The organism is Streptomyces sp. P5F9 (assembly GCF_057961495.1).
The window spans coordinates 1-6,896 of record NZ_JBXVPZ010000493.1 but is presented as its reverse complement, the minus strand read 5'-3'; the positions used below and the strand labels follow the sequence as shown (position 1 = coordinate 6,896).

At 68.8% G+C, this 6,896-nt stretch carries 5 protein-coding genes; 2 read left to right on the top strand and 3 right to left on the bottom strand.

Annotated features, from left to right (window positions below; genetic code table 11):
• Positions 1-72: 72 nt before the first annotated feature.
• Both hisS and AC31A1_RS43475 read right to left on the bottom strand, forming a co-directional pair.
• On the bottom strand, positions 73-1,335 hold the full coding sequence (gene hisS / locus AC31A1_RS43480; RefSeq protein WP_489658598.1) for a histidine--tRNA ligase: 1,263 nt from the start codon (positions 1,333-1,335) through the stop codon (positions 73-75).
• A 10-nt stretch (positions 1,336-1,345) separates the two neighbouring features.
• Complete coding sequence (locus AC31A1_RS43475) at positions 1,346-2,056, bottom strand: MBL fold metallo-hydrolase (RefSeq protein ID WP_489658597.1); 711 nt, start codon at positions 2,054-2,056, stop codon at positions 1,346-1,348.
• 179 nt (positions 2,057-2,235) lie between these two features.
• Here AC31A1_RS43475 and AC31A1_RS43470 point away from each other — a divergent pair, with 179 nt between their 5' ends.
• Entirely contained in the window at positions 2,236-3,063 is an 828-nt protein-coding gene (locus tag AC31A1_RS43470) for a peptidylprolyl isomerase (RefSeq protein WP_489658596.1), read from the top strand.
• A 135-nt stretch (positions 3,064-3,198) separates the two neighbouring features.
• Complete coding sequence (locus tag AC31A1_RS43465; RefSeq protein WP_489658595.1) at positions 3,199-4,428, top strand: DUF349 domain-containing protein; 1,230 nt, start codon at positions 3,199-3,201, stop codon at positions 4,426-4,428.
• Positions 4,429-4,493: 65 nt separating this feature from the next.
• On the opposite strand, the gene AC31A1_RS43460 is transcribed toward AC31A1_RS43465, so the two are convergent.
• The coding region (locus AC31A1_RS43460) for a RelA/SpoT family protein (protein ID WP_489658594.1) at positions 4,494-6,896 on the bottom strand (2,403 nt) is incomplete at its 5' end.

Sequence of the window (6,896 nt, the reverse complement as noted above, 5' to 3'; positions counted from 1 at the left end):
TCCCATCCTTCTGGGGCTCCGCCCCAGAAGGATGGGACGGGTAGGGGCGGCGGGGGCGAAAAAAACCAGGCCTCAGCCCAGCTTCGACTCCAGTTCCGCCACGATCTCGTTCACCCCGACCGCCCGCTGATCCCCGGACTCCATGTCCTTGAGCTGCACAACGCCCTCGGCAAGGTCACGCTCGCCGGCGACGATCGTGTAGCGGGCCCCGCTGCGGTTGGCGTTCTTCATGGCGCCCTTGAGACCCTTGGAGCCGTAGGAGAAGTCGGCCGCGATGCCGAGCTTGCGGAGTTCGGTCACCTTGGTGAAGAGGACCCGGCGGGCCTCGTCGCCGAGCGGGACGGCGAACACGCTGGTGGACGCGGGGAGTTCGAGTTCGACGCCCTCCGCCTCCAACGCCAGCACCGTGCGGTCGACTCCCAACGCCCAGCCCACGGAGGGCAGTGCGGGCCCGCCGATCATCTCGGACAGACCGTCGTAACGGCCGCCGCCGCCCACCGCGGACTGCGAACCCAGACCGTCGTGGACGAACTCGAAGGTCGTACGGGTGTAGTAGTCCAGGCCGCGGACCAGCTTCGGGTCGTCCTCGAAGGTGACGCCCGCAGCCGTGATGAGCTCGCGGACCTCCTCGTGGTACGCCTTGCACGCGTCGCACAGGTAGTCGCGGAGCAACGGGGCATCCGTCAACTGCTTCTGGATGTCCGGGCGTTTGTCGTCGAGGACCCGGAGCGGGTTGATGTCCCCGCGGCGCATGGTCTCCTCGTCGAGGTCCAGGCCCCGGAGGAAGGTCTGGAGCGCCTCCCGGTAGACCGGACGGCACTCCTTGTCGCCCAGGCTGTTGAGGAGGATGCGGAAGTTCCGCAGGCCCAGGGAGCGGTACGCCTGGTCCGCGAGGATGATCAACTCGGCGTCCAGCGCCGGGTCCTCGGCACCGATCGCCTCGGCGCCGACCTGGGAGAAGTGGCGGTAACGGCCCTTCTGGGGGCGCTCGTAGCGGTAGTAGGAGCCCGAGTACCAGAGCTTGACCGGGAGGTTGCCCAGCTTGTGCAGGTTGGCCTCAAGTGCCGCGCGCAGTACGGAAGCCGTGCCCTCGGGGCGCAGGGCGAGCTGGTCGCCGCCCTTGGTCTCGAAGGCGTACATCTCCTTGGTCACGATGTCGGTGGACTCGCCGACACCGCGCGCGAAGAGCTCGACGTTCTCGAAGCCGGGCGTCTCGATGTAGCCGTAACCGGAGTTGCGCAGCGGAGCGGCGATGGCCTCGCGCACGGCGAGGTACTTGGCCGACTCCGGCGGAATCAGGTCGTACGTGCCCTTGGGGGCCTGAAAGGTGCTCACGAAAATCTCGTCACATTCCTCGTCGGGGAGCGTTCACGTCAGCTCCCTGGCCGGCGGCCACTTCCCGCAGATACGGGTTGGTGGCGCGCTCCTGGCCGATGGTCGTCTGGGGGCCGTGGCCGGACAGCACCACGGTCGAGTCGTCGAGCGGCAGGCACACGCGGGCCAGCGAGTCGAGGATCTCGGCGTGGGAGCCGCCGGGCAGGTCGGTGCGTCCGATGGAGCCGGCGAAGAGCAGATCCCCGGAGAAGAACACGGAGGGGATCTCCGTGGTCTCGGGCATCCGGAACGTCACCGACCCCTTCGTATGGCCCGGCGCGTGCGCGACCGAGAACTCCAGTCCCGCGAGCGCGAGCCGCGCCCCGTCGGTCAGCTCCTTGACGTCGTCCGGCTCCCCCACGGTCAGCTCGCCCATCAGCGGCATCCCGATCGAGCGGCCGAGCGCCTTCCCGGGGTCGCTCATCATGTAGCGGTCCTCGGGGTGGATCCAGGCCGGCACGTCGTGCGCGCCGCACACCGGGACGACCGAGGCCACATGGTCGATGTGGCCATGGGTGAGGACGACCGCGACGGGCTTGAGCCGATGCTTCCTGAGCGCTTCCTCGACTCCCTGGGCGGCCTGATGGCCCGGGTCGATGATCACGCACTCCTCACCGGCGGCGGGGGCGACGAGATAACAGTTCGTCCCCCAGGCCCCGGCGGGGAACCCGGCAATGAGCACGATCGTCCTTCGTTGTGTCGATACGGGAGGGGATAAGGATCCCTGCCTCAGTGGTCAGAGCCTACCGGCGCTGCCGAATCCTCAGCGAACCCATATACGGTACGGGGCACACGCAGGCGGTCGGCTCACAAGACGCACGCGTCCCAGTCGACGTACGAGACGCATGAGGAGAGAATCCGGTGGTCACCCAGGAACAGCGGAAGCGGCAGCTCGCGCGGGAGAAGTTCTTGCGGCAGCAGCAGCGGCGTACGTCCGCTCGACGCAAGGCGCGCATGCGCAACTCGGTGATCGCGTCGGTGCTCGGCGTGATCGTGATCGGCAGTGTCGCGCTATACACGACCGGCGTCCTGAAAGACGACGACGACAAGACCAACGCGAGCGCGGACGTGACGCCCACGCCCAGCGCCTCGGCGACGAAGAAGGCGCCGGACCCGTGCGCGAAGCCGGCGGCCGGCAAGATCAAGACGGCGACCTGGAAGAAGGAGCCGGCGGTCACGATCGACAAGTCGGCGAAGTACACGATGAAGCTCGCGACGACCTGCGGTGACATCGACATCGCGCTGAAGACGTCGGCCGCGCCGCACACCGTGAACTCGTTCGACTTCCTTGCGGGCAAGGGCTTCTTCGACCACACGAAGTGCCACCGGCTCACCACCAGCGGCATCTACGTGCTGCAGTGCGGCGACCCGACGGGCGCGGGCAGCGGCGGCCCGGGTTACACGATCCCGGACGAGAACCTGAAGGACACCAGCCTCAAGGGCGGGATCTACCCGGCGGGCACGGTGGCCATGGCGAACACCGGTCAGAAGCACACCGGCGGCAGCCAGTTCTTCCTCGTCTACAAGGACAGCCAGCTCCCGGCCAGTTACACCCCGTTCGGTACCATCTCGGCCTCCGGGATGAAGGTCCTGAACAAGATCGCGGCCGCCGGTGAGAGCACGGGCGCGGGTGACGGAGCACCGAACGCGACGGTCGTGATCAACAAGGCGACCGTCACGAAATCCTGACCGTCAACAGCGAAATTTCGGTCGCGCGGGATGCGGACAGGCAACCCGCCGGTCGCCTATGTTGGCCGTGACGAAACTGTGGACGATGCCCGGGGGCACAGAGGCCCTGTGCAGGCATCATGTGGAGGAGGCGCTGTGAGCAGCGACCCGTGGGGACGCGTCGACGAGACGGGGACCGTGTACGTGCGTACGGCCGACGGCGAGCAGGTCGTCGGTTCCTGGCAGGCCGGCTCCCCCGAGGAGGCGCTGGCCTACTTCGAGCGCAAGTACGAAGGCCTGGTTGTCGAGATCGGCCTCCTCGAAAAGCGCGTGAAGACCACCGACCTGTCGGCGAAGGACGCGCAGGCCGCCGTCGACCATCTCCGTGAGCAGGTCGACGCCCACCACGCGGTGGGCGACCTGGCGGCGCTCGGGGCTCGGCTGGACAAGCTGGTGGAGACCGTCGAGGCGCGCCGCGAGGAGCGCAAGCAGCAGCGCGCCAAGCAGTCCGACGAGGCCCGGCACTCCAAGGAGGCGCTGGTCGTCGAGGCGGAGGAGCTGGCGCAGTCCGACCAGTGGCGGGCGGCCGGTGAGCGGCTGCGCGCGCTGGTGGACACCTGGAAGGGTCTGCCGCGCCTGGACCGCAAGTCGGACGACGAGCTGTGGCACCGCTTCTCGCACGCCCGGTCGGCCTTCTCCAAGCGCCGCAAGGCGCACTTCGCGTCGCTGGACGCGCAGCGCGAGGACGCCCGCAAGACCAAGGAGAAGCTGGTCGCCGAGGCCGAGGGTCTGTCGGCCTCGACGGACTGGGGTCCCACGGCCGCGCGCTACCGCGAGCTGATGGCCGACTGGAAGGCGGCGGGCCGCGCCCAGCGCGAGCACGAGGACGATCTGTGGAACCGCTTCCGCGGCGCCCAGGACGTCTTCTTCGCCGCCCGCAGTTCGGTCTTCGCCGAGCGGGACGCCGAGCAGACGGAGAACCTGAAGCTCAAGGAGGAGCTGGCCGAGGAGGCCGAGAAGCTCCTGCCGGTCACCGACCTGAAGGCGGCCCGCGCGGCCTTCCGCTCGATCAACGAGCGCTGGGAGGCCATCGGCCATGTGCCGCGTGACTCCCGCCCGAAGGTCGAGGGCCGGATGCACACGGTCGAGCGGGCCCTCCAGGAGTCCGAGGAGGCCGAGTGGCGCCGGACGAACCCGGAGGCACGCGCGCGTGCCGAGGGTCTCACCGGTCAGCTCCAGGCCGCCGTGGACAAGCTCACGGGCCAGATCGAGCAGGCCCGCGCCCAGGGCAACACCTCCCGCGCCGACAAGCTCCAGCGCGAGCTGGAGGGCCGCCAGGCCCTGCTGGAGCAGGCTCTGAAGGGCCTCCAGGAGTTCGGCGGCTGACCCGTCCGCACGCATCGAGAAGGGGCTCCCGTACGCACCGTACGGGAGCCCCTTCTGCGTATGCCCTACGTCTTGTTGCGTGCCGACGTCACGCGGTAGACGTCGTAGACCCCCTCCACGCCCCTGACGGCCTTCAGGACGTGTCCCAGGTGCTTGGGGTCGCCCATCTCGAAGGTGAAGCGGGAGGTGGCCACACGGTCGCGGGAGGTCTGGACGGCCGCGGAGAGGATGTTGACGTGCTGGTCGGACAGGACGCGGGTGACGTCCGAGAGGAGCCGGGAGCGGTCCAGGGCCTCCACCTGGATGGCGACCAGGAAGACCGAGGACTGGGTGGGCGCCCACTCGACTTCAAGGATGCGCTCGGGCTCGCGGGACAGTGACTCCACGTTGACGCAGTCGCTGCGGTGAACCGATACACCGCTACCGCGCGTGACGAAACCGATGATGGGGTCGCCGGGGACGGGCGTACAACAGCGGGCCAGCTTGACCCACACGTCGTCGACGCCCTTGACGACGACACCCGGGTCGGCGTTCGACCGGCGCTTGCGTCCCCGGCCGTGCGCCGGCGGCACGCTCTCGTCGATCTCCTCGGTGGCCGCCTCCTCGCCGCCGAGCGCCTGCACCAGCTTCTGTACGACGTTCTGCGCGGCGACATGGCCCTCGCCGATCGCCGCGTACAGCGAGGAGATGTCGGGGTAGCGCATCTCGTGCGCGAGCGTGACGAGGGAGTCGCCGGTCAGGATGCGCTGGATCGGCAGGTTCTGTTTGCGCATCGCGCGGGCGATGGCGTCCTTGCCCTGCTCGATCGCCTCGTCGCGGCGTTCCTTGGAGAACCAGGCTCTGATCTTGTTGCGCGCGCGCGGCGACTTCACGAAGCCGAGCCAGTCGCGGGATGGGCCCGCGCCGGGCGCCTTGGAGGTGAAGACCTCCACCAAGTCGCCGTTGTCCAGGGTGGATTCGAGCGGTACGAGCCGCCCGTTGACCCGTGCTCCTATGGTCCGGTGGCCGACCTCGGTGTGCACCGCGTACGAGAAGTCCACCGGGGTGGCGCCGGCCGGCAGCGCTATCACGTCGCCCTTGGGCGTGAAGACGAAGACCTCGTTGCGGGACAGATCGAAGCGCAGGGACTCCAGGAACTCGCCCGGGTCCTCGGTCTCCTTCTGCCAGTCGAGCAGCTGGCGCAGCCACGCCATGTCGTTGAGGTGGTCGTCCTTGCCGGTGGTCCTGGGCGTCTCCGCGCGCACCTTGGAGGTGCCGGCGACGGCCTCCTGCTTGTACTTCCAGTGCGCGGCGATGCCGTACTCGGCACGGCGGTGCATGTCGAACGTGCGGATCTGCAGCTCGACGGGCTTGCCGTTGGGGCCGATCACCGTGGTGTGCAGCGACTGGTACATGTTGAACTTGGGCATCGCGATGTAGTCCTTGAACCGGCCGGGGACCGGGTTCCATCGCGCGTGCACGGTGCCGAGGGCCGCGTAGCAGTCGCGGACGGTGTCCACGAGGACGCGGATGCCCACCAGGTCGTAGATCTCGGCGAAGTCGCGGCCGCGGACGATCATCTTCTGGTAGACGCTGTAGTAGTGCTTCGGGCGGCCGGTGACGGTCGCCTTGATGCGGGCGGCGCGCAGGTCGGTCTGGACCTCGTCGGTCACTATGGCCAGGTATTCGTCACGCTTCGGTGCCCGCTCGGCCACCAGCCGAACGATCTCGTCGTACATCTTGGGGTAGAGGATCGCGAAGGCGAGGTCCTCCAGTTCCCACTTGATGGTGTTCATGCCCAGGCGATGGGCGAGCGGCGCGTAGATCTCCAGCGTCTCGCGCGCCTTCTTCTCCTGCTTCTCACGCTTGAGGTAGCGCATGGTGCGCATGTTGTGCAGGCGGTCGGCGAGCTTGATGACCAGGACACGCGGGTCCTTGGCCATCGCTACGACCATCTTGCGCACGGTCTCGGCCTGCGCGGCCTCGCCGAACTTGACCTTGTCGAGCTTGGTGACGCCGTCGACGAGAAGGGCCACGGAGTCGCCGAAGTCGCGGCGGAGCTGGTCGAGGCCGTACTCGGTGTCCTCGACGGTGTCGTGCAGGAGGCCCGCCATCAACGTGGCCGGGTCCATGCCGAGTTCGGCGAGGATCGTCGTCACGGCGAGCGGGTGCGTGATGTACGGGTCGCCGCTCTTGCGCTTCTGGCCGCGGTGCCAGCGCTCGGCGACCTGGTAGGCGCTCTCGACCTGGCGGAGGGTGGCCGTCTCGATCTTCGGGTCGTTGCTGCGCACTATCCGCAGCAGGGGCTCCAGGACCGGGTTGTACGGGTTGGAGCGCTGGACGCCGAGGCGGGCGAGACGGGCGCGGACGCGGTTGGAGGAGCCGCCGCCGGTGCGTGCGGGCTGGCCGGCCGTGGGACGGGGCGCGGGAGTGGCCGCCGGGATCTCGGCCGGCCAGCCCGCACGCACCGGCGGCGGCTCCTCCAACCG